This is a genomic window from Streptomyces sp. M2CJ-2 (assembly GCF_016757295.1).
Taxonomy (GTDB): domain Bacteria; phylum Actinomycetota; class Actinomycetes; order Streptomycetales; family Streptomycetaceae; genus Streptomyces.
Map to the genome: position 1 here is coordinate 328,866 of NZ_JAESIF010000002.1, position 20,896 is coordinate 349,761.

The 20,896-nt window shown below is 72.0% G+C and carries 22 protein-coding genes and 1 tRNA gene; 10 read left to right on the plus strand and 13 right to left on the minus strand.

Annotation, left to right across the window (positions count from 1 at the left end):
• Window positions 1-59: 59 nt before the first annotated feature.
• The 5 genes from JL475_RS03920 (at window position 60) to JL475_RS03940 (ending at window position 5,503) form a co-directional block, all read left to right on the plus strand.
• Window positions 60-965 carry a DUF2797 domain-containing protein gene (locus tag JL475_RS03920; RefSeq protein ID WP_202275257.1) on the plus strand — a complete coding sequence of 302 codons (906 nt, stop codon included), beginning with the start codon at window positions 60-62 and terminating at the stop codon, window positions 963-965.
• A 159-nt stretch (window positions 966-1,124) separates the two neighbouring features.
• Window positions 1,125-2,099 (plus strand): amidohydrolase family protein, encoded by a 975-nt coding sequence (locus JL475_RS03925; RefSeq protein WP_237406069.1) that lies wholly within the window; start codon window positions 1,125-1,127, stop codon window positions 2,097-2,099.
• A gap of 89 nt (window positions 2,100-2,188) precedes the next feature.
• Window positions 2,189-2,929, plus strand: coding sequence for a response regulator transcription factor (locus JL475_RS03930; RefSeq protein ID WP_202275259.1), 741 nt, complete (start codon window positions 2,189-2,191; stop codon window positions 2,927-2,929).
• 169 nt (window positions 2,930-3,098) lie between these two features.
• The gene (locus tag JL475_RS03935) at window positions 3,099-4,733 is read left to right on the plus strand and encodes an MFS transporter (protein ID WP_202275261.1); all 1,635 of its coding nucleotides are present in this window, start codon (window positions 3,099-3,101) and stop codon (window positions 4,731-4,733) included.
• On the plus strand, window positions 4,730-5,503 hold the full coding sequence (locus tag JL475_RS03940) for a TetR/AcrR family transcriptional regulator (protein WP_202275263.1): 774 nt from the start codon (window positions 4,730-4,732) through the stop codon (window positions 5,501-5,503). Before JL475_RS03935 ends, JL475_RS03940 begins: the two co-directional genes overlap by 4 nt.
• A 38-nt stretch (window positions 5,504-5,541) precedes the next feature.
• Here JL475_RS03940 and JL475_RS03945 read toward each other — a convergent pair whose 3' ends face one another.
• Genes JL475_RS03945 through JL475_RS03955 form a run of 3 tightly spaced genes read right to left on the minus strand, consistent with a single transcriptional unit; the run spans window position 5,542 to window position 8,270 of the window.
• Window positions 5,542-6,048, minus strand: coding sequence for a PPOX class F420-dependent oxidoreductase (locus tag JL475_RS03945; protein WP_202275265.1), 507 nt, complete (start codon window positions 6,046-6,048; stop codon window positions 5,542-5,544).
• A 9-nt stretch (window positions 6,049-6,057) separates the two neighbouring features.
• The gene (locus JL475_RS03950) at window positions 6,058-7,752 is read right to left on the minus strand and encodes an MDR family MFS transporter (protein ID WP_202275267.1); all 1,695 of its coding nucleotides are present in this window, start codon (window positions 7,750-7,752) and stop codon (window positions 6,058-6,060) included.
• 23 nt (window positions 7,753-7,775) lie between these two features.
• Window positions 7,776-8,270, minus strand: a complete 495-nt coding sequence (locus JL475_RS03955; protein WP_202275268.1) for a MarR family winged helix-turn-helix transcriptional regulator — start codon at window positions 8,268-8,270, stop codon at window positions 7,776-7,778.
• 260 nt (window positions 8,271-8,530) lie between these two features.
• Between JL475_RS03955 and JL475_RS03960 the strand changes: the two genes are divergently transcribed.
• The gene (locus JL475_RS03960; RefSeq protein ID WP_202275269.1) at window positions 8,531-8,728 is read left to right on the plus strand and encodes a hypothetical protein; all 198 of its coding nucleotides are present in this window, start codon (window positions 8,531-8,533) and stop codon (window positions 8,726-8,728) included.
• A gap of 152 nt (window positions 8,729-8,880) precedes the next feature.
• Here JL475_RS03960 and JL475_RS03965 read toward each other — a convergent pair whose 3' ends face one another.
• From JL475_RS03965 to JL475_RS04000, 8 genes are all read right to left on the minus strand, one after another.
• Entirely contained in the window at window positions 8,881-9,786 is a 906-nt protein-coding gene (locus JL475_RS03965) for an RNA polymerase sigma factor SigF (RefSeq protein ID WP_202275270.1), read from the minus strand.
• A gap of 245 nt (window positions 9,787-10,031) precedes the next feature.
• The gene (locus JL475_RS03970) at window positions 10,032-10,994 is read right to left on the minus strand and encodes an RNA polymerase sigma factor SigF (protein ID WP_202275398.1); all 963 of its coding nucleotides are present in this window, start codon (window positions 10,992-10,994) and stop codon (window positions 10,032-10,034) included.
• 164 nt (window positions 10,995-11,158) lie between these two features.
• Window positions 11,159-11,452 carry a Dabb family protein gene (locus tag JL475_RS03975; protein WP_202275271.1) on the minus strand — a complete coding sequence of 98 codons (294 nt, stop codon included), beginning with the start codon at window positions 11,450-11,452 and terminating at the stop codon, window positions 11,159-11,161.
• Window positions 11,449-11,628, minus strand: coding sequence for a hypothetical protein (locus tag JL475_RS03980; protein WP_202275272.1), 180 nt, complete (start codon window positions 11,626-11,628; stop codon window positions 11,449-11,451). The genes JL475_RS03975 and JL475_RS03980 overlap by 4 nt, the downstream gene beginning before the upstream one ends.
• Window positions 11,629-11,732: 104 nt before the next feature.
• A tRNA-Ser gene (locus tag JL475_RS03985) sits at window positions 11,733-11,817 on the minus strand.
• Between the two features lie 45 nt (window positions 11,818-11,862).
• Window positions 11,863-12,294 (minus strand): tRNA adenosine(34) deaminase TadA, encoded by a 432-nt coding sequence (gene tadA / locus JL475_RS03990; RefSeq protein WP_202275400.1) that lies wholly within the window; start codon window positions 12,292-12,294, stop codon window positions 11,863-11,865.
• A gap of 50 nt (window positions 12,295-12,344) precedes the next feature.
• Window positions 12,345-12,884 carry a hypothetical protein gene (locus JL475_RS03995; protein WP_202275273.1) on the minus strand — a complete coding sequence of 180 codons (540 nt, stop codon included), beginning with the start codon at window positions 12,882-12,884 and terminating at the stop codon, window positions 12,345-12,347.
• Between the two features lie 360 nt (window positions 12,885-13,244).
• Window positions 13,245-13,415, minus strand: coding sequence for a hypothetical protein (locus JL475_RS04000; protein WP_202275274.1), 171 nt, complete (start codon window positions 13,413-13,415; stop codon window positions 13,245-13,247).
• 316 nt (window positions 13,416-13,731) lie between these two features.
• Between JL475_RS04000 and upp the strand changes: the two genes are divergently transcribed.
• Window positions 13,732-14,367, plus strand: coding sequence for a uracil phosphoribosyltransferase (gene upp / locus JL475_RS04005; protein ID WP_109376467.1), 636 nt, complete (start codon window positions 13,732-13,734; stop codon window positions 14,365-14,367).
• A gap of 123 nt (window positions 14,368-14,490) precedes the next feature.
• Here the strand turns inward: upp and JL475_RS04010 are convergent, their stop codons facing one another.
• Complete coding sequence (locus tag JL475_RS04010; protein WP_202275402.1) at window positions 14,491-15,117, minus strand: LytR C-terminal domain-containing protein; 627 nt, start codon at window positions 15,115-15,117, stop codon at window positions 14,491-14,493.
• A 258-nt stretch (window positions 15,118-15,375) separates the two neighbouring features.
• Window positions 15,376-15,672 carry a type II toxin-antitoxin system VapB family antitoxin gene (locus JL475_RS04015; RefSeq protein WP_202275276.1) on the minus strand — a complete coding sequence of 99 codons (297 nt, stop codon included), beginning with the start codon at window positions 15,670-15,672 and terminating at the stop codon, window positions 15,376-15,378.
• 317 nt (window positions 15,673-15,989) lie between these two features.
• Here JL475_RS04015 and JL475_RS04020 point away from each other — a divergent pair, with 317 nt between their 5' ends.
• The 3 genes from JL475_RS04020 (at window position 15,990) to JL475_RS04030 (ending at window position 20,849) form a co-directional block, all read left to right on the plus strand.
• Complete coding sequence (locus JL475_RS04020) at window positions 15,990-18,122, plus strand: penicillin acylase family protein (RefSeq protein ID WP_202275278.1); 2,133 nt, start codon at window positions 15,990-15,992, stop codon at window positions 18,120-18,122.
• Complete coding sequence (locus JL475_RS04025; protein WP_202275280.1) at window positions 18,115-18,723, plus strand: GNAT family N-acetyltransferase; 609 nt, start codon at window positions 18,115-18,117, stop codon at window positions 18,721-18,723. The genes JL475_RS04020 and JL475_RS04025 overlap by 8 nt, the downstream gene beginning before the upstream one ends.
• A 188-nt stretch (window positions 18,724-18,911) precedes the next feature.
• A complete protein-coding gene (locus tag JL475_RS04030; RefSeq protein WP_202275282.1) occupies window positions 18,912-20,849 on the plus strand; it encodes a copper resistance protein CopC in 1,938 nt (645 codons plus the stop codon).
• The last annotated feature ends 47 nt before the right edge of the window (window positions 20,850-20,896 follow it).

Genomic DNA, 20,896 nt, shown 5'->3' on the forward strand with positions numbered 1-20,896 from the left:
GTGGGCGGTGAGGCGCCTGCCGCCGTCGATGTCAGTGGTCGGCCCTACTCTCGGGAGAGATGGCACGGACATGGAAGTGCTCGGGGCTGCGCTGGTCGGCGGACGGTCCCGTGCTGGAGTGGGAGGGTGGTCGGCGCACCGCGCTGACCTGGGGGAAACGGGTGGCCTTCGGGGTCGAGGAAGGGGGCGTGCGGACATGCGTGGGGGCGCGGGGACATGTGTGCCCGCTCGGCGCGGTGGTGCCGGGGCGGAGTACGGGGGTGCGCTGCGAGGAGTGCGCGCGGCTGGACCGGGCGCATTCCGTGGCCGCCGACACCGCCGCGGACGATCCGCGGCCGTACCGCGTATACCTGGCGTGGTTCGGGCCGGGGATGGTCAAGGTCGGGATCACCGCGGTGGAGCGGGGATCGGTGCGGCTGCTGGAGCAGGGGGCCGTCTGCTTCAGCTGGCTGGGGAGCGGGCCGCTGATGGCGGCGCGGCGCACCGAGGAGCTGCTGCGTGCCGCGCTCCGCGTGCCCGACCGGATTCCGTACGCCGACAAGCGGGCGGTGCGGGCGGTGCTTCGGGACACGGAGGCGGAGCGGGCGGCGGAGCTCGCGGAGCTGCATGCGAAGGCGGTCGCCCTGACCGGGTGGCCCGAGTCGCTCGACCGTGCGCCCTTCCGTCCCGTCGACCATGTGCGGGTGTTCGGTCTGGCGGGGGTGCCGACCGCTGCGGGAGAGGTGATCGAGCTGGTAGCCGGGGGTACGGCGAGCGGGGAGCTGGTGGCCGCCGCCGGGCCGGATCTGCATCTGTCGACGGGAAGCGTGGGCGGGAGCGCCGGCGGGAGCGGGGTCGTGGTGCTGGACACGCGGTTGTTGGCCGGGTGGGGGCTGGTGCCGGGCGCGGGGCGGGGGTTCGACCTGCCGGTGAGGGCGCTGAAGAGGGCCGGTGAGGGGGCGGGGGCGCAGGACGGGCTGTTCTGATCCCGGCCCGGCCTCGTACCGGGCCCGTGGGCTCGGCCGGACTGTTCGGTGCTGTTCGTTCTCCGGTGCGGTCTCCGGTGCGGTCTTCAGTGCGGTCTCCGGTTCGTTCTCCTTGCACGGGAGTGGACCCGGGATGCGGTCAGGGGTGATCGTGTCAGCATGAGTGATCACCCCACGGCACCGGCATCAGCGCCGGAACCGGCCCCGGAACGGGCGTCGGCTTCGGAGTCCGTAGCGGAATCCGCCGAGGTGCGGCGGTTCTGGGAGGGGCTCGGGCTTCCCGGAATCGTCGACGTGCACACGCACTTCATGCCGGAGCGGGTGCTGCGCAAGGTGTGGGCCTACTTCGACGCGCTCGGGCCGCTGACCGGCGGGGTCGAGTGGCCGATCACCTACCGGCAGGAGGAGAGCGAACGGGCCGGGCTGCTGCGGGAGTTCGGGGTCCGCGCCTTCACGGCCATGCTGTATCCGCACAAGCCCGGCATGGCGCGGTGGCTGAACGGCTGGGCGGTCGACTTCGCCCGCCGTACGCCGGACTGCCTGCACACCTCCACGCTCTTCCCCGAGCCCGGGGCCGAGACGCAGGTCCGGGAGGCCGTCGAAGCGGGGGCACGGGTCTTCAAGGCGCATGTGCAGGTGGGGGCGTACGACCCGGCCGACCCGTTGCTGGACGGGGCCTGGGGCGTGCTCGCCGAGGCGGGCGTCCCGGTGGTGATCCACTGCGGTTCCGGGCCGGCGCCCGGCAAGTACACCGGACCCGAGCCGATCGCGCGGGTGCTGGCCCGGCATCCCCGGCTGCGGCTGATCGTGGCGCACCTCGGGATGCCCGAGTACGAGGACTTCCTCGACCTCGCCGCGCGCTACGAGGAGGTGCGGCTGGACACCACCATGGCGTTCACCGACTTCACCGAGCGCATGGTGCCGTTCCCCCGGCGGGCCCTGCCCCGGCTGGCCGACCTCGGCGACCGGATCCTGCTCGGCACGGATTTCCCCAACATCCCGTATCCCTACGTCCACCAGCTCCACGCCCTGGAGCGGCTCGGGCTCGGGCAGGCCTGGCTGCGGGCGGTGTGCCACGACAACGGTGCCCGTCTCTTCGGCCTGGGTGCGAGCGGGGAGTCGTCGGCCTCCTGAGGACCCGCGTCCCCCGGGCCGGAGCTTTCTCAGGGAAATCACAGACTTCCGAAAGGGCGCTCTCAGAGGTCCCCGCGACGGTGTGGAGCATGACCACGACATCGCCCCGGGGGCGCACCGAACCGCTGAGGCCGGACGGGAGTCCCGTCCGGGTGCTCGTGGTGGACGACGAGCAGTCGATCACCGAACTGCTGTCCATGGCCCTGCGCTACGAGGGCTGGCAGATCCGCAGCGCGGGGGACGGCCGGGGCGCCGTCCGTGCCGCGCGCGAGTTCCGGCCCGATGCCGTCATCCTGGACATGACGCTTCCGGACATGGACGGGCTGTCCACTCTCGGGCGGCTGCGCCGCGAGCAGCCGGACGTCCCCGTCCTCTTCCTCACCGCCAAGGACGCCGCCGAGGACCGTGTCGCGGGCCTGACCGCGGGCGGCGACGACTGCGTGACCAAGCCGTTCGGCCTGGAGGAGGTCGTCGCGCGGCTGCGCGGGCTGATCCGGCGCTCCGGCGCGGCCGACCGCCGGCCGGAGTCCGTGCTGGTAGTCGGGGACCTCACCCTCGACGAGGACAGCCGCGACGTCACCCGGGGCGGGGAGCACATCCACCTCACCGCCACCGAGTTCGAGCTGCTGCGCTTCCTGATGCGCAATCCGCGGCGCGTGCTCAGCAAGGCGCAGATCCTCGACCGGGTCTGGTCCTACGACTTCGGCGGACGGGCCAACGTCGTCGAGCTGTACATCTCGTATCTGCGCCGGAAGATCGACGCCGGCCGGGAGCCGATGATCCACACCCGACGCGGTGCCGGGTACATGATCAAGCCCGCGGTCGTGTGAGCGGACGGCGACGACCGCGCCCGCGCACCCTGCGGACGCGGCGCGTCGTCGTTTCCGTGCACTGATCGCGGTGGGGTGCGCGGTGCCCGGCGCCGTGGCCCCGCGCGCGTCGGCCGGACTCGGACCGGCCGACTGTACGCCGTATAAGGAATATTCTACGGTGTACAGCATGCCGACGTCCCCGTCTCCCCAGGAGCAGACCCCTCCCCAGGAGCGGACCCCCGACCGGGTCTCGGACAACCGGGTGCCGCGGCCCCGGGGGCACCCCCGACGCTGGCTGATCCTCGGTGTCATCTGTCTCGCGCAGCTCACCGTTCTGCTCGACAACACCGTCCTGAACGTGGCGATCCCCTCGCTCACCCGCGAGATGGACGCGTCGACCGCCGACATCCAGTGGATGATCAACGCGTACTCGCTCGTGCAGTCGGGCCTGCTGCTCAGCGCGGGCAACGCCGCGGACCGCTACGGCCGGAAGAAGATGCTGGCCGCGGGCCTGGCCCTGTTCGGCGCCGGTTCGCTGGTGGCCGGACTGGCCGATTCGTCGGGCCAGTTGATCGCGGCGCGGGCCGGAATGGGTATCGGCGGCGCCCTGTTGCTGACCACCACGCTGGCCGTGGCGATGCAGATCTTCCCGCCCGAGGAGCAGACCAGGGCCATCGGCATCTGGAGCGCGGTCAACGCGCTCGGCTTCGCCACCGGCCCGCTCCTCGGCGGCTTCGTGCTGAACCACTTCTGGTGGGGCGCGATCTTCCTGATCAACCTGCCGATCGCGGCGCTCGGCCTGGTCGCCGTCGTGGCGCTCGTCCCGGAATCGAAGAACCCGGAGGGCGAGCGGCCCGACCTGCTCGGCGCACTGCTCTCCACCGTCGGCATGGCGGCCCTGGTGTACGCGATCATCTCCGGGCCCGAGCACGGCTGGGCCTCGGCCCGCGTCCTGGTGACCGCGCTCACCGCCGTCGCCGTTCTCGGCGTCTTCGCCTACTGGGAGAGCCGGGTCCCGTACCCCATGCTCGACCTGAACTTCTTCAGGAACCGCCGGTTCACGGGCGCGGTCGCCGGGGCGACGCTGATCACCTTCGGCATGGGCGGCGCGCTGTTCCTGCTCACCCAGCACCTGCAGTTCGTGCTCGGCTACGGCCCTCTGGAGGCCGGCCTGCGCACGGCGCCGCTGGCCCTGGCCGTCGTCGCGCTCAACTTCACCGGACTGGCCGCGAGGGCGACGGCGAGAATGGGCGTGCCGGTCTCCATCGCCCTGGGCATGACGCTGATGTCCGGCGGGCTGGTGTCCATCGCCACCCTCACCGCGCACGGCTACCCGGGCACCCTGCTGGGCCTGGTCCTGATCGGGGTGGGCACCGCGGTCGCCAACCCGGTCATGGCCCACGCGATCATGAGTTCCATCCCCCAGGAGAAGGCGGGCGTCGGGGCCGGGATCAACGGCACGCTCGCCGAGTTCGGCAACGGTCTGGGGGTCGCCGTACTGGGCGCGGTGCTGGGCGCCCGTTTCGCCGCGCTGGTCCCGGTGGAGGCCGGCTCGCTCCCGGCGGCGCTGGCCGCGGCGGACTCGGCGGGTGAACGGGGCCGCATCACCGACGCGTTCTCCTCGGGACTGGAGACCAGCCAACTGGTGGGAGCGCTGTCCGTGCTGCTCGGCGGGCTGCTGGCGGCGGCGCTGCTGCACCGGGCGGGCAGGGCGGACGCGGGGGCGCAGGCCGGACAGTCCCCGCACGTCCGCGTCCCGGCGGGGACCCGGGCAGGCCCTAGCATGAAACGGCGTCGGAAAGTCGAGGAAGGTGCGCCATGACGAGGGCAGCCCAGCGGTCCGGGGGCTCGGCGCGCCCCAGTGTCTGGCTGGAGGACGGGGCCCGGCACGGCGGGCGCGGCGGCGGACAGCCGTCGGGACTGGACCGGGAGCGGATCACGGAGGCCGCCGTGCGGCTGCTGGACGCCGAGGGCCTGGACAAGTTCTCCATGCGACGGCTCGCGGCCGAGCTGAACGTCACGGCGATGTCCGTCTACTGGTACGTCGACACCAAGGACGACCTGCTCGAACTCGCCCTGGACACGGCCTACGACGGTCTCACCCTGCCCGCCCCGGACGCCGACGAGGACTGGCGCGACCAGTTGCGCGCGCTGGCCGGGGAGTACCGGGCCATGCTCGTGCGTCATCCCTGGCTGTCGCCGCTGGCCGGGAGGTTCCTCGACATCGGGCCCCGATCGCTGTCGTTCTCCGGGGCCGTGCAGCAGGTCATCCGAAGGACGGGGCTGCCGGAGCACGGCATCTCCGGTGCCCTCTCGGCCGTCTTCCAGTTCGTGTACGGATACGGCACGATCGAGAGCCACTTCCACGCCCGGGTCGCCACGACCGGGATGACCCCCGACGAGTACCACCGGCACGCCATGACCGAGGTGGCGCGGTGGCCGGGCGCCGCCGGGGTCATCGAGGAGTCGACGAAGGTCATGCAGGCCCGGGGCGGCGACACGGTCGAGGAGATGCTGGAGCGGGACTTCGCCTTCGCCCTGGACCTGCTGGTGGCGGGTATCGAGGTGATGGTGGCCCGAAGCCGGGGCTGACCCGCCCCGGCGCTCTCCCCGCGTGTTCCCGGCTCCTTCTAGTCGCCCTGGTCGCCCTGGTCGCCCTGGTCGCCCTGCTCCCCTTCGACCAGCCGCGCCGGGAATCCGCCCGTCGCCACCGGCCCCCACCGCTCGGGGGTGATCCGGATGACCGACTTGCCCTGCTTGACCATGGCCGCCCGGTACTCGTCCCAGTCGGGGTGTTCCCCGGCGATGTTCCGGTAGTACTCCACCAGCGGCTCCACCGACTCGGGCAGGTCCACGACCTCGGCCGTGCCGTGGATCTGCACCCAGGGTCCGTTCCACTCGTCGCTGAGGACGATCAGGCTCACCCGGCTGTCCCTCTTGGCGTTGCGCGTCTTGGCGCGCTCCGGGTAGGTGGAGACCACGATCCGGCCCGAGTCGTCGACCCCGCAGGTCAGCGGTGAGCCCTGAGGGCTGCCGTCGGCCCGCCGGGTCAGCAGGATCGCGCGGTGCCGGGGTCGTACGAAGTCCAGCAACTCGTCGAGGGAGACACGGGTGTTCGTCGCGATGTTCGGTGCCATGGGGGCAGCCTAGGGGGACTCGGTGCCCGGAGAACGGCGCGACTCCGGCGCGGAGGCCTCGACCGTCGCCGCCGAGGCCGTCACCGGCATCCGGGGCTCGACCCGTGCCTCGGCGGCCTGGGCCAGCGCGCCCGTGGTCCGCAGCGGAACCTCCTTGATGAACAGGGTCACCAGGAAGGCGAGGAACGCGATCGGGGCGACGTACAGGAAGATGTCGGCGATGCCGTGTCCGTAGGCGCTCTCCAGCCAGGTGCGGATGCCCGCGGGCAGCAGGTCCATGTCCGGCAGTTCACCGGAGCCGAGGGCCTTGGCGGCACCGGCCTGCTCCTGCGGGCTCAGTGTGCCGATGGTGTCCTCGGCGTAGTGGCTGATCCGGGTCGTCATCACGGAGCCGAGCACCGAGACGCCCACCGCGCCGCCGAGCGACCGGAAGAAGGTGACGACCGAACTGGCGGCGCCGAGGTCACTCGGGGAGACCTGGTTCTGGGTGCACAGCACCAGGTTCTGCATCATCATGCCGACGCCGAGGCCCATGAGCGCCATGGAGACGCCGATGTGCCAGTACGGGGTGTCGTAGCGGATGGTGCTCAGCAGTCCCAGGCCGGCGGTCAGCAGCGCGCCGCCGGAGACCAGCCAGGCCTTCCACCTGCCGGTCCGGGTGATGATCAGACCGGAGACGGTCGACGACACGAACAGGCCGGCGATCATCGGGATGGTCAGGACGCCCGACATGGTCGGGGACTCGTTCCGCGCCAGCTGGAAGTACTGGCTGAAGAAGATGGTGCCGGCGAACATCGCGATACCGACGAACAGCGAGGCGACCGAGGCCAGCGTGATGGTGCTGTTGCGGAACAGCCGCAGCGGGATGATCGGCTCGGAGGCCTTCGTCTCGGTGAAGAGGAAGACCAGGGTGAGCAGGAGCGCGCCCCCGAGCATCACGTACGTCTGCCAGGACAGCCAGGCGAACCTGTCGTCGGCGAAGGTGACCCAGATCAGCAGCAGGCTGACGGCCGCGGTGATGAAGAAGGCGCCGGCCCAGTCGACCTTCACCTTGCGCCTGGTCTCCGGCAGGTGCAGCGTCTTCTGCAGGACGACCAGGGCGATCAGCGCGAACGGCACACCGACGTACAGGCACCAGCGCCAGCCGAGCCAGGAGGTGTCGGTGATCACGCCGCCGACCAGCGGGCCGCCCACGGTCGCGACCGCGAAGGTCGCGCCCAGGTAGCCGGAGTAACGGCCGCGTTCCCGGGGGGAGATCATCGCGGCCATGATGATCTGGGCCAGCGCGGTCAGCCCGCCGGCGCCCAGCCCCTGGACGACCCGGGCCCCGATCAGCATGCCGGAGTTCTGCGCCATGCCGGCGAACACGGAGCCCAGGAGGAAGACGACCAGGGCCAGCTGGACCAGTGCCTTCTTGCTGACCAGGTCGGCGAGCTTGCCCCACAGGGGGGTGGACGCCGTCATCGACAGCAGCGCGGCCGTCACGACCCAGGTGTAGGCGCTCTGACCGCCGCCGAGGTCGGTGATGATCTGGGGCAGGGCGTTGGAGACGATGGTGGAGGACAGGATCGCGGCGAACATGCCGAGCAGCAGGCCCGACAGTGCCTCCAGGATCTGCCGGTGGGTCATCGGGGCAGTGCTGTCCGTGGAGCCTCCCCCGTGCTTGGCATGATCTCGCACACCGGCCGGTGTGGTCGTTGCCATGGGCTTCCTTCTCTTGAGCGCTCTTAAGCGTGTGCGGGCGTGTACGTGGTCTCCGCGGGGCTGGGCGGCGGCGTCGCGCGGGGCGCGGGGCGGCAGTCGCCGAAGCTGTCCCGGAGCCGGGCCATGAGCCGGGTGAGCTGTCCGATCTCCTCGTCGGACCAGTCGTCCAGGCGCTCGGCGAGCAGGTGCGTGGTCCGCCGGAACAGCTCGTCGAGCCGGGCGTGGCCCGCCGGGGTGACGCGCAGGATGCGGGAGCGCTTGTCGGCCGGGTCGGGGGAGCGTTCGATCCACCCGCGCTCGGCCAGATGGGCGACGTGGCGGCTGGTGACGGACAGGTCGAGGACGAGCAGCTCGGCGAGCCTGCTCATGTGCATGTCGCCGTGGCGGCCGAGTGCCGTCAGCACGGCGGCGGAGCCGCTGTGACAGTCGGCCGGCATGTTCCGGCGGAGCTCCCGCTTCACCGCGCTGAAAGCGCTGAGCTGCCGTACGAGCTCCTCGTACTGCTCCTGCTCGGCCATCACACCTCCCATTTGTTGCTTAGGGCAACGATAGAAGTCGATGGTTGCCACAGACAAGCAAAATGGGGTTCCGGCGCCTTAAAACTTGGCAAAGGCAAGTATTGCGAATCGTAAACCCGCAGGTGAGTCCCCTGGCATCGCGCGGTCAGGGCCGGATGTCCCGCGCCCGAGGCCGGGCCGGCCGACGGTGGACGCGGTCAGGCGCGTTACGCACGCCCCCACTTGGGGCCCGCGTCGGCAATTCGCTAGTGTCTCGGGCCATGGCTAACTCCCAGGCCCCCCAGGGCAACCACGACCCCGCCGGCAGCACTCAGATGTTCCGCGCGTTCGTCGACGACGCCCCTCAGGGGCAGCAGGCCGCCGCGACGAGCGGTGGCGGTCCGCGTATCGGCCTGATCGTCGGTGTCGTCGCCGCCGTGGCGATCGTCGCGGCGGTGGCCTGGCTGGCGCTGGCCTGACGACCGGACGTGCGAAGGCCGCCGTCACGCCCACGAGGGGCGTTCCGGCGGCCAGCGGCCCGCGTCCCGGGACTTGAAGGTTCCGGGACGGGGTTCCAGGGACGGAGCGGCGGCAGTCGCCGACGCTCCGCCGACCGGTGGCTCAGCCCTGCTCAGTCCTCAGAGATGAGGCCCTCACGCAGCTGGGCCAGGGTCCGGGTGAGCAGCCGGGAGACGTGCATCTGGGAGATGCCGACCTCCTCGCCGATCTGTGACTGGGTCATGTTGGCGAAGAACCGCAGCATGATGATCCGCCGCTCGCGGGGCGGCAGCTTGGCGAGCAGCGGCTTGAGCGACTCCCGGTACTCCACGCCCTCCAGCGCCGTGTCCTCGTAACCGAGGCGGTCCGCGAGGGAGCCCTCGCCGCCGTCGTCCTCGGGGGCCGGGGAGTCCAGCGAGGACGCCGTGTACGCGTTACCGACCGCGAGTCCGTCGACGACGTCCTCCTCCGACACGCCCAGCACCGCGGCGAGTTCGGGAACCGTCGGGGAGCGGTCGAGCTTCTGGGAGAGCTCGTCGCCGGCCTTCGTGAGCGCCAGGCGCAGCTCCTGCAGCCGGCGCGGCACCCGCACCGACCACGACGTGTCGCGGAAGAACCGCTTGATCTCGCCGACCACCGTCGGCATCGCGAACGTCGGGAACTCCACGCCCCGTTCGCAGTCGAAGCGGTCGATCGCCTTGATCAGCCCGATGGTGCCGACCTGGACGATGTCCTCCATCGGCTCGTTGCGCGAGCGGAAGCGCGCCGCGGCGTACCGCACCAGCGGGAGGTTGAGTTCGATCAGGGTGTCCCGGACGTAGGCGCGCTCCGGGCTGTCCTCGTCGAGTGCGGCGAGCCGCAGGAACAGGGAACGGGACAGGGTGCGGGTGTCGATGGCCGCCGTGTCCGGAAGCTCTGGAGCGGGCGCGGCCGCGAGGGCCGGGACGTCATCGATGGGGCCGAGTGAGTCGAGAGCATTGGGAGCTGTCTCGCTCTCCGCGAGCGTGAGCACCTTCGAGCTGCCCTGGTCTGCGGACATGCCACCCCCTTTGGGTCGCGGGACGGTCGGGGCGAACGTTCCCGTCCGAGGAACGCAGCCCTCACCTGAATACCGGAGCCGGAGCCTCGGCAAACGCGCTTCCCGCAGAATGTCACATGTCGGCAACGCGCTGTAGTGACATGTCGACATCCGAGTGACGAATCAGCCCTGGAAACAAGGGAACTGGCGGTGTTTCAGCACAGAAACGCCAAGATGGGCACTAGTGAGCGATTGCCCCTTTCGGGTTACGCGTCGATCCTGTTCGCGGACCGCAGCCGCTGAAAGCTACGTGCGAGTAGCCGGGACACGTGCATCTGCGAGACGCCGAGTTCCACACTGATCTGCGACTGGGTGAGATTACTGTAGTACCGCAGTAGCAGGATCCGCTGCTCCCGCTCGGGCAATTGGACGAGCAGGTGCCGGACGAGGTCGCGGTGCTCGACGCCGTCCAGCGCCGGATCCTCGTAGCCGAGCCGGTCCAGCAGGCCGGGTAGTCCGTCTCCCTCCTGCGCGGCCTCGAGGGAGGCGGCGTGGTACGACCGCCCGGCCTCGATGCAGGAGAGCACGTCCTCCTCGCTGATGCGCAGCCGTTCGGCGATCTCGGCGGTCGTCGGGGAGCGTCCGAAGGCGGTCGTGAGGTCCTCGGTGGCGCTGTTGACCTGCACCCACAACTCGTGCAGCCGGCGCGGTACGTGGACGGTGCGGACGTTGTCGCGGAAGTACCGCTTGATCTCGCCGATCACCGTGGGCATCGCGAACGTCGGGAACTGCACGCCCCGCTCCGGGTCGAAGCGGTCGATGGCGTTGATGAGCCCGATGGTGCCGACCTGGACCACGTCCTCCATCGGCTCGTTGCGGGAGCGGAAGCGGGCGGCGGCGTAGCGCACGAGCGGCAGGTTGGCCTCGATGAGCGCCGTGCGCACCCGGATGTGCTCCGGCGTGCCCGGCTCGAGGTCCTTGAGCTGGGTGAACAGCACCTGGGTCAGGGCCCGGGTGTCGGCACCGCGTCGCTTGGCCGGTGACAGGGCGGGCTTCGGGGGCGGCGGCTGCTCGGACGTCGGCGCGGGCGGGGGCGCGGGGGGCTGCGTCGAGGGGTGAGCCGGGGTCGGGGCCGGGTCCGGGGCGGTCGAGTCCGGGGACTGAGCCGGAGCCGGGGTCAGGGCGGACACCTGGTCCTGGGGCGGCGCAGTACTGGCCGACACGGTCAACGCCACCTCTTCATCGGTCGACTCATCCGTCAAAAGCGGTCATAGCATCACAAGACATGCTCGGTGTGTGCAAGCACCGCATATTCCGTGTTGAAGGGCGGTTCATTCCCAAGGGTGCGCAAAAGCCCTCCACCGTCATGGTGGAGGGCTCCCGGGGCGGAGGCTCAGAACTCGTAGTCGGCGATCACCCACGTGGCGAACTCGCGCCACAGCCCGACACCCGCCTGGTGTTTCGGGTGCTCCAGGTGCCGGCGCAGCGCCTCGGCGTCCTCGAACGCCGAGTTGATGACGAAGTCGTAGGCGATGGGCCGGTCGCTGATGTTCCAGGCGCACTCCCAGAAGCGGATCTCCGGGATCTCCCCGTCGAGCGAACGGAACGCCTCCACGCCCCGCACGACGCGCGGATCGTCGCGCTCGACGCCCTCGTCCAGCCTGAAGAGGACCAGGTGGCGGATCACCAGCCTCCTCCGTTCGCGAGCCAGGTCATGAAGTCGCCGACGGCGTTCGCGGCGTCGGAGATGCCCTCGAACACCATCCCGACGTAGTCGGTCGCCTTGTCGTGATCCGTGATGATCACATACAGCGCGAAGACCGCGAGGACATAGACGGCGACCTTCTTCGCGTTCACCGCCATCGCGGCCCTCCCCTGTCACTGTGGTGCACCTGCGTCACCCGTACGTGCCGAGCGGGCCCATGATCGCACGAAGGGCCCCGTCTGACGACGGGGCCCTTCACGAGCGGTAGCGGTGGGATTTGAACCCACGGTGACTTGCGCCACACTCGCTTTCGAGGCGAGCTCCTTCGGCCGCTCGGACACGCTACCGAGGGAGACCTTACAGCACGGGGCGCGATGGTTTGAAATCGGTATTCAGCGGTTCCGGAAGAACGCCGTGAGCAGATCGGCGCACTCCTCGGCGAGCACTCCTTCGACCACTTCCGGCCGGTGATTGAGCCGCCGGTCGCGGACGACGTCCCAGAGGGAGCCGACCGCGCCGGCCTTCTCGTCCCGGGCGCCGTAGACGACCCGGTCCACCCGCGACTGCTGGATCGCGCCCGCGCACATCGTGCACGGCTCCAGCGTCACCACGAGGGTGCAGCCGGCCAGCCGCCACTGCCCCAGCTTCGCGGCGGCCCGCCTCAGGGCGAGCAGTTCCGCGTGGGCCGTGGGGTCGGGACCGGCCTCGCGTTCGTTGTGCCCGGAGGCCAGCACGGTGCTGCCGTCCGGGGCCAGCACGACCGCGCCGACGGGCACGTCCCCGCCCCGGACGGCCAGTTCGGCCTCGTCCAGGGCGAGCCGCATCGCGGCCCGCCAGGGATCGCGCACCGGATCGGTCGGGCGGGTGTCCCCGGTCAGCGGACGGTCTCCAGGACCTCCGAGGCGCCCAGGACCTCGGCGATCTCGCCGAGCGCGTCCCCGGACAGCGAGCGCAGTTCCTTCTCGCTCACGCCCAGGTCGTCCAGGACCCGGGCGTCGCCGACCGGCCCGTGCGGAACGGACTCGCCGGAGCCGGCGTCCGAGGCGGCCTCGTCGGCGCTGTCGTCGTCCGGTTCACCGTCCTCCGTGCCGTCGAGGTCGAGGGCGTCCAGGTCGGCGCCGTCGTCGCCGGGCTGTCGGCCGAGCAGTTCGTCGGTGAGCAGGATCTCGCCGTAACTGCTGCGGGCGGCGGCCGCGGCGTCGGACACGTAGATACGAGGGTCCTCCTCGCCGTCCACGCGGACGACGCCGAACCAGCCGTCCTCCTGCTCGATCAGTACGAGCACCGTGTCCTCGTCGGGTGCGGCCTCCCGGGCCAGGTCGGCCAGGTCCGACAGGGTCTCCACATCGTCGAGTTCCGTGTCGCTCGCTTCCCACCCGTCTTCGGTGCGCGCGAGCAGTGCGGCGAAGTACACCGTGACTCTCCCACTGGTCTTAGGTGTGCCGGTCGGGGGTCCCCCCGGCGGAGGTTGCGGACGGGGAGCGCTCTTCGAGCCCCGCCCCCGCCCACTCGGAATCGTGGCAGAAACAAGGCCGTCAGGGGTCGTCTTCGGCACCCTGTGTCCGGCAGTTTTGCACCCACGCCGCCGAGTGTTCCCGCAGGGGACCCGTCGGCGTGCTCGCCCTCGCCATACGCGGATCGTACGCGGCTCCGCCCGTTCAGCCCGTAGGGCCACTTCGGCAAACACCCGCATGCGTCGTGAGCTTCCCGCGCCCGGCTCACTCTTTCGGCGCCGCGCCCACCGGGGGACCTGGCGGGGAGTCCTTGTGAGGCCCTACCAGCGGAAGGTGCGCATGCGCATCGCGTGCCGCAGCCGGGCCGCCTTGGCGCGGCGCGGCTGGACCCGGTTGCGCAGCTCCCTGGCCTCGGCGAGTTCGCGCAGGAACCGGGCGCGGCGCTGTCGCCGCTCGGCCTCCGTCTCGTCCGCCCCGGGCGGGCCGGTCATACCGGGAACCCCGGACACCCCGGACACGTGGGACGCCTCCGATCCACCGGACGCACCGGACATGCTGGGCGCGCCGCCGGGTGCCCCGCGTCTTCCGCGCGCCCCGGGTGCTCCGGGTATTCCGGGCGTTCCGGAGGTCCTGCGTGTCGACGGCTCGTCTCGGGAGTCCTGCTCAGGCATTGCTTCATCACTCCAGTCCGTCCCTCCCACTTTCCCTCGGACAGGTGGTTTGACGCCAGCGAAGGAGTGGTGGCGGGCCGAAAGGCTTGCCACCCACGGGGAGCAGGGCCCGGCTCGGCCCGGTTAATGTGGGGACATGCGTCTCCACGTCGTCGACCACCCCCTGGTCGCACACAAGCTCACCACGCTGCGCGACCGGCGCACCGACTCCGCGACCTTCCGTCGCCTCGCCGACGAGCTGGTCACCCTGCTCGCCTACGAGGCCACGCGTGACGTGCGCACCGAACAGGTCGACATCCGGACGCCGGTGGAGCCGACCACGGGTGTCAAGCTGTCCCACCCGCGCCCGCTGGTGGTGCCGATCCTGCGGGCCGGTCTCGGCATGCTGGACGGTATGGTCCGGCTGCTGCCGACCGCCGAGGTGGGTTTCCTCGGCATGATCCGTGACGAGGAGACGTTGCAGGCGGCGACGTACGCCACCCGGATGCCGGAGGACCTGTCCGGCCGGCAGGTGTACGTCCTGGACCCGATGCTCGCCACCGGCGGCACGCTGGTCGCCGCGATCCAGGAGCTGATCAAGCGGGGCGCGGACGACGTGACCGCCGTGGTGCTGCTGGCCGCGCCGGAGGGCGTCGAGGTCATGGAGCGCGAGCTGGCCGGCACCCCGGTGACCGTCGTGACCGCGTCGGTGGACGAGCGCCTCAACGAGCACGGCTACATCGTGCCGGGCCTCGGCGACGCGGGGGACCGGATGTACGGGGCGGCCGAATAGCCGAACAGCCGAATCCGGGCCGGGCGGTGGCCCGGTGGTGCGCGTGGACCCTCGTCGGTACGCGCGCAGGTCCCTGTCCCGCGGCCGTCCGGGAGCCGGTGCTCCCGTGCGGCCGCCGCGGCTTCAGCAGCTCTTCTTCGCGGTGGGCGCCGGCTTGGGGGCGGTCAGTGCGGTCAGGGCCCGGTCGGCGTCCGCTTTCGCCGTCAGCCGGGTGAAGCCGTCGCCGATGATGAGGTCGAGCTCGCCGCCCTTGCGGGAGGCCTCGGTGCGGCGTTCGGCGTCGGCGAGCTGAGCGCCGAGCACCGGCAGCGAGGACTTGAGCGCGGCCGTGGGCCCGAGCAGCACACCGGTGCCCTTGACCTTCTTGTCGTACTCCTCGGTCGCGTTGCCGACGTCGCCGATCTTGAAGCCGCGCTTCTTCAGCTCGTCGGCGGTCTTCTGGGCCAGGCCGCTGCGGGTCGTGGCGTTGAGGACGTTGACCGTGATCCGGCCGGGTTCGGGGAGCGCGGTGCTGCGGGCGGGGGCGGGGCTCGGCGAGGGGCTCGCCCCGGGGGCGCAGTCCGCCTTGACGCCGACCGCGGAGGCGGGGTTCTTCTCGCCGCTGAAGACGTCGAAGAGCTGCAGCGTGCCCCAGCCGGCCACGCCGAGCACCGCGACGGACGCGGTGGCCAGGGCGACGGTCCTGCCGCGGCGACGGGGTCGGCGCATCCGCGGGTACTTGTCACCCCGGATCCGGTATTGGCCGCCCATGCCGGGAGGGGTCAGCATGCTCATGGGCGCAGCGTAGTGCGCTCCGACGGTAATGCCTACTAGATGATCATCGGATGCCGCACAGTCCAACCCGAAAGGGCCAAAGCGGGCTCGGTCAGGTTTCATCCGGGGTCGCGGGCGGGTCGACCGGAGGAAGCCGAAGGTGCCCCGCGGCATGCCGCGGGCTGCTGGGCTGGGTCGGTTCCGCGCGGACGTGTCGGCGGGCGGGGGTTCTCCCGGACGGAGTCCGGGGGAGGGTCAGCTCAGCTCGAGGACGCGGGCGTGCAGCACCTGGCGCTGCTGGAGCGCCGCCCGCACCGCGCGGTGCAGGCCGTCCTCCAGGTAGAGATCGCCCTGCCACTTCACGACGTGCGCGAAGAGGTCGCCGTAGAAGGTCGAGTCCTCGGCGAGGAGGGTCTCGAGGTCGAGTTGCTGCTTCGTCGTGACGAGCTGATCGAGGCGGACCGGGCGCGGCGCGACGTCCGCCCACTGCCGGGTGCTTTCCCGGCCGTGGTCGGGGTACGGCCGGCCGTTTCCGATGCGCTTGAAGATCACACGGAAAGCCTACCGGCCAAGACGTTCCGGGCGCAGCCTCACGGCTCGGACACGTGAGGCAAGTCCGGGCGAGACATGGTCGATTTCCGTCAAAGGGGGTGGGTGTGGCCGGGTTGCCGACGCGTTCCTCCCGTGGGTGATCTCCCGTGCGGTCCATCACCCGGGGCGGGACACGCGGCTGACGCCGTGACCACTCCGCGGTCGCCTTCGCGGACTCCGTGGCCCTCTCGGCCCCGCCCCACCGCGTATTCCCCCTTCGCGTACGATTCCGCCCACGACTTACTTAGGGGAGCCTAACCTAAGGGAATGGGGACGCAGTGGCCGGTGAGATCTTTCGGGACGACTGGGGAATTCCGCATCTGCGCGCGGACGACGCGGTCGAACTCGCCCGTCTCCAGGGCCGGGTCACCGCCCTCGACCGGGCCTGGCAGCTGGAGGTCGAGCGGCACAGGGCGCAGGGCACCTCGGCCTCCTTCCTCGGCCCCGGGGCCCTCCCCTGGGACCGCTTCGCCCGTCGCGCCCGTCTGGCCGACACGGCCCGCCGCTGCTTCGCCGAGCTGGAACGGCGGGAACGGCGGGAACGGCGGGGACGACAGCGACGACGGGGACGGCGGGATGCGGAGACGGCGCACTGGCTGCGGGCGTACGTGACGGGCGTCAACGAGGGACTGGCTTCCGCCACCGCCCCCGAGTTCGCCCGCACCGCCCTCACGCCCGGCCGCTGGGAGCCCTGGACACCGCTCGCGGTCTGGATCGCCACGCACGTCCTGTTCGCCGGCTTCCCCGCGAAGCTCTGGCGCGAGCGGGTCGCCGCGCACCTCGGCGCGGACGCCGTCGGGCTGTTCGCCGCCGACGGCCCCGGCACCTCCGGCAGCAACGGCTGGCTGGTCGCGGGGGAGCGGACGGTGACCGGGCGGGCCGTCATCGCGGGGGACCCGCACCGCTTCCTCGAGGACCCCGGCGTCTACCAGCAGATCCACCTGTCCTGCCCGGAGTTCGACGTCGTCGGCCTCGCCGTGCCCGGCGTCCCCGGCATCGCCCACTTCGGTCACACCGGCACGGTCGCCTGGGCGATCACCAACGCCATGGCCGACTACCAGGACCTCTACCGGGAGCAGTTGCGGCGTACGGGCGTCGGGGTGGAGGCGCTCGGTCCGGACGGCGTCTGGCGGCGGGCCGCCCGGCACACCGAGACCGTCGAGGTCGCCGGCGAGGAACCGGTCGAGGTCGAGGTGATCGAGACCGACCGCGGACCGGTGATCATCGGGGGTCCCGAGGGCCTCGACGACGGCGTGCCCGAGCCCGGCGTGCCCCCGGTCGCCCTCGCCCTGCGCTGCCCGCCGCGCGTCACCGGGGACCTCGGCTTCGGCGCCCTGCTGCCGCTGCTGCGGGCCCGTCGGGTCGCCGACGTGGACCGGGCCGTCGACCTGTGGGCCGAGCCCGTCAACGTGATCCAGGCCGCCGACACCGAAGGCGGCACGCTGCACCGGGTGGCCGGCCGGGTGCCGGTCCGGGCCGAGGCCAACGGGATCCGTCCGGTGCCCGCGTGGGAGCCCGGCCACGAATGGCGGGGATGGCACGAGCCACCGCGCGCCGGGCTGACCGACGGCGTCGCCGTGATGGCGAACCAGCGCGGCCCGGCCTCCCCCCTCGGGGTCGAGTTCGCGCCGCCGCACCGCGCCCACCGCATCGCCGCCCTGCTCGCGGGGAAGGAGTACTGGTCCGCGGCCGACATGCCCGCCCTCCACATGGACACCCACCTCGCCTCCGCCACCGCCCTGCTGGACCACCTCGCCGCCCTCGACGGCCTGACCGGACCGGCGGCCGGTCTGCGCGACCGGCTGCTGCGCTGGGACCGGCGCATGGACGCGGACAGCGCCGACGCGGCCGTCTTCGCCGCGGTGCGCGGCGCGGTCGTACGGCGGCTCGCGGAGCACCCCGCGTTCGCCGCACTGACCACGTCCCCGGCCTGGCCGGAAATTTTCCAGCCCTGGCTGGCGCTGCTCCCGCGCATCGGCTTCGCGCTCGAACACCTCCTCACCGCGGAGGAGCTGTACGGCGTCGACCGCCCGGCCGCGGTCCGCGCGGCCCTGGAGGAGGTGGCCCTTCGGCCACCCGCCGGCACCTGGGGCGACACCCACCGGTCGGCGCCCTGGCGGGCGTTGCCGCCCACGACGCCGTACGACGAACCCGGTCTGTCGGGCGACCACGACTGCGTGCTGTGCACCTCCTCCGTGCCCGGCCTCACCGACCTCGCGGCACGCGGCCCGGCCGCCCGGTACGTCTGGGACCTGGCCCGCCGTGAGGACAGCCGCTGGGTGGTGCCGCTCGGCGCCTCGGGCGTCCCGGAATCCCCCCATCACCGAGACCAACTGGCCCTGTGGCTCACGGGAGACCTCGTCCCGGTCGTCACCGACTGGGCGCGGTTGCGGAAGGAGACCGATGTCTGACCCGTACGACTCCCGCGCGGCCGTCCACGAGCAGGCGGTCGACGGCTTCGGCTCCCTGCGCGTCCTGCCGCTCGACCCGTCGGCCGACGCGCCCCTGCTGCACCGCTGGGTGAGCGGGCAACGCGCCGTCTTCTGGGGCATGAACGGCCTCACCGAGCGGCAGGTAGCCGATATCTACGCCCACATGGACACGCTCGACACCCACCACGCGTACCTCCTCGTCAAGGACGGTGAGCCGGCCGCCCTGTTCCAGACCTACGAACCGGAGGCCGACCGGGTCGGTGAGTGCTACCCCGTCGAACCCGGCGACATCGGCCTCCATCTGCTGCTCGCCCCCGCCGCACCGGGAGGTGCGCGCTCCGGGTGGACGGCCGCGCTGATCGCCGCCGTCGTCGGGTTCGTGCTGCTGGGCCCGGCCCGCGAGCGCGTGGTGGTCGACCCGGACGTGGCCAACGAGAAGGCGATCGCCCGCTTCCTGCGGCAGGGCTTCACGGCCGGCCCCGCGGTCGTCCTGCCCGAGATCGACCTGCCGGACGTGTACCTGCCGGAGAAGAGGGCCCAACTCGCTTTCCTCACCCGGGAGGCGGCCTTCGGCGGGTGACGGCTTTGCCCGTACCGTGACGGTTTCCGCCGGGGAGGTGAGTGTTCGGCGCCTCCCCTCCGTACTCAGTCTGAAGCGGGATTGCCGGAAGGCGGGAAAACGACGTGCAGCGACGGCGCAGCGGGGCGGCTGGCGATGGCGGACGCGACGGAGGAACGGTCCGCGGAACCCGGCGACTTCAAGGGCTGGTGCTGCTGGGCACCGTGCTGGTCCTGCTCCTCCTCGGCAGCGCCGGCCCGGCGAGCGCGCACGCGGCCGTCCGCGAGGCCGTCCCCGAGGACGGAAGCGTCGTCAAGTCCGCCCCGCGGCACGTCACCGTGACCTTCACGGAGTCCGTCGCCCTGCTCGACGACTCGTTCCGGGTCTACAGTCCCGACAACCACCGGGTGAAGCTGGGCGAGCCGCAGCACGCCGACGGCAGGTCCGACACCGCGCGGGTCGACCTGCCCGACGGGCTCGACGAGGGCACCTACACGGTCGCCTGGCGGGTGGTCTCCGCGGACAGCCACCCCGTCTCCGGCGCCTTCACGTTCTCCATCGGCAAGCCCTCGCCCTCCGCGCCCGCCGCACCCGAGGCCCCGACGGAGCACCCGGTCACCTCGAGCCTCTACAACACCGGCCGCTACCTCGCGTACATCGCCGCCACCCTGCTCATCGGCACGGTGGCGTTCGCGGCCCTGTGCCGCCCGCCGGACACCGCCCCGCTGCGGGCGCCGCTGGTCACGGGCTGGTGGACGCTGCTGACGGTCACCGTGGTCCTCCTCGTCCTGCGGGCCCCGTACGAGAACGGCACGTCACCCATGACGGCGTTCGACCTCTCGGCCTTCACCGGCATCCTCACCGGGCGGCCGGGCATCGCCCTGCTGGCCCGGGTGGCGCTGCTGGTGCTGACGGCGGCCGTCCTCCTGCGGCTGTCCCGCCTCACCCGCCGCCGTGAGCCGGAGGCCGGCGACCGGACACCGCCCGCCCAGCTCGCCGTGGGCGGCGTTCTGGCCGTCGCGCTGGCGCTGACCTGGGCGGCCGCCGAGCACGCCTCGGCCGGTATCCAGGTCCCGCTGGCGATGACGTCGTCCGTGCTGCACCTGCTGGCGACGGCCTGCTGGCTCGGCGGCCTCGTGGCCCTGCTCACCACCCTGTTCCGCGCCGAGACCCCGCTGCCCGTCGCCACGGTCATCCGCTTCTCCCGCCTCGCCTTCCTCTCCGTGACGGTGCTCGTCGTCACCGGCGTCTACCAGTCCTGGCGGGGTCTCGGCTCCTGGACGGCGCTCGGGGACTCGGCGTACGGGAGGGCCCTGACCGCCAAGCTCGTGATGACGGCCGTACTGCTCCTGGCGGCGGCCCTGTCCCGCCGCTGGACCATCCGCCTGGCGACGGCCGCGGCGTCGGCGACGGAGACGGAGACGGACGCGGCGGCCGGGGAGACGGCGGGGACGGCGGAGGCACCGGCAGCGGTTGCGGAGGAGGCACCGGCGGCGATGCGGCAACGGGCCCCGGAACTCGTGACCGCTCCCGCCCCGGGCAAGACGCCCCCCGCGCCCCCCGCACACCTGCCCCCCGACGCCCGGACGTCGTCCGAGCCGGACGCCCCAGCCCCGGACGCCCCCGCCCCCGAGGCGTCCGCTCCCGACCGCTACCGGCGAGGTCTGCGCGTCTCCGTCCTGGCGGAAGCGGCCGTGGCGGCCGTGGTGCTGCTGATCACCTCGGTGCTGACCAGCACCCTCCCGGCCCGGGCCGAGGCCGAGGCGGCAAAGGCGGCCGAGAGCGCCCCGATCGCCGGACTGCCCGCGGCGACGGTGGTCACCATCCCCTACGCCATCGGCACTCCCGACGGGAGGGGCAGCGTGCAGATCACCCTGGACCCGGGCCGGGTCGGGGAGAACGGCATCCAGGCGGTGGCGTTCGCCCCCAACGGCGCCCTGGACTCGATCCCGGAGCTCCGCCTGTCCTTCACCCTCGAGGAGAAGGACGTCGGCCCCATCGACGCGGGCCTGACCGACCGCGGAGGCTACTGGGCCACCAGTGATCTCACCCTCCCCCTTCCCGGCACCTGGACGATGAAGGCGACCATCAGGGTCTCGGACGTGGACCAGGTGACCGAGTCCCATTCCATCCGCATCGACCCCTGAGGAGCCCTCACCGGGACCGCGCCGGTGCGGGAACGGACCTGCACGGC